This is a genomic window from Vibrio sp. 1069 (assembly GCF_033340555.1).
In genome coordinates this window covers 1-816 of record NZ_JAWOWP010000233.1, presented here as the reverse complement: position 1 = coordinate 816, position 816 = coordinate 1, and the positions used below count along the sequence as shown (strand labels likewise).

Here is an 816-nt window from a genome sequence, read left to right as displayed (position 1 = left end):
CAGTTGTTCCCCTACCTGACGATGGTCGAGGGGCTGAAGCTCGCGGCGCAGACCTTCACCAAGGATGTCAAACAATTGTCCTGCTGCGCAGGATGAAAGGAGATGGAACCATGAAGCTCGCCCCATATATTTTAGAACGTCTCACTTCGGTCAATCGTACCAATGGTACTGCGGATCTCTTGGTCCCGCTACTGCGGGAACTCGCCAAGGGGCGTCCGGTTTCACGAACGACACTTGCCGGGATTCTCGACTGGCCCGCTGAGCGAGTGGCCGCCGTACTCGAACAGGCCACCAGTACCGAATATGACAAAGATGGGAACATCATCGGCTACGGCCTCACCTTGCGCGAGACTTCGTATGTCTTTGAAATTGACGACCGCCGTCTGTATGCCTGGTGCGCGCTGGACACCTTGATATTTCCGGCGCTGATCGGCCGTACAGCTCGCGTCTCATCGCATTGCGCTGCAACCGGAGCACCCGTTTCACTCACGGTTTCACCCAGCGAGATACAGGCTGTCGAACCTGCCGGCATGGCGGTGTCCTTGGTATTGCCGCAGGAAGCAGCCGACGTTCGTCAGTCCTTCTGTTGCCATGTACATTTCTTTGCATCTGTCCCGACGGCGGAAGACTGGGCCTCCAAGCATCAAGGATTGGAAGGATTGGCGATCGTCAGTGTCCACGAGGCTTTCGGCTTGGGCCAGGAGTTTAATCGACATCTGTTGCAGACCATGTCATCTAGGACACCGTGATCGGATATCGACCCAATGTTCTACGGCACCGGCATCGGATTCGCAGCGCGCGGATTGAACTCGGCGA

At 56.7% G+C, this 816-nt stretch carries 1 protein-coding gene; it reads left to right on the top strand.

The genetic code is table 11. The features are described 5' to 3' along the window. Positions 1-110: 110 nt before the first annotated feature. Positions 111-749 (top strand): organomercurial lyase MerB, encoded by a 639-nt coding sequence (gene merB, locus R7040_RS25675; protein WP_000761850.1) that lies wholly within the window; start codon positions 111-113, stop codon positions 747-749. The last annotated feature ends 67 nt before the right edge of the window (positions 750-816 follow it).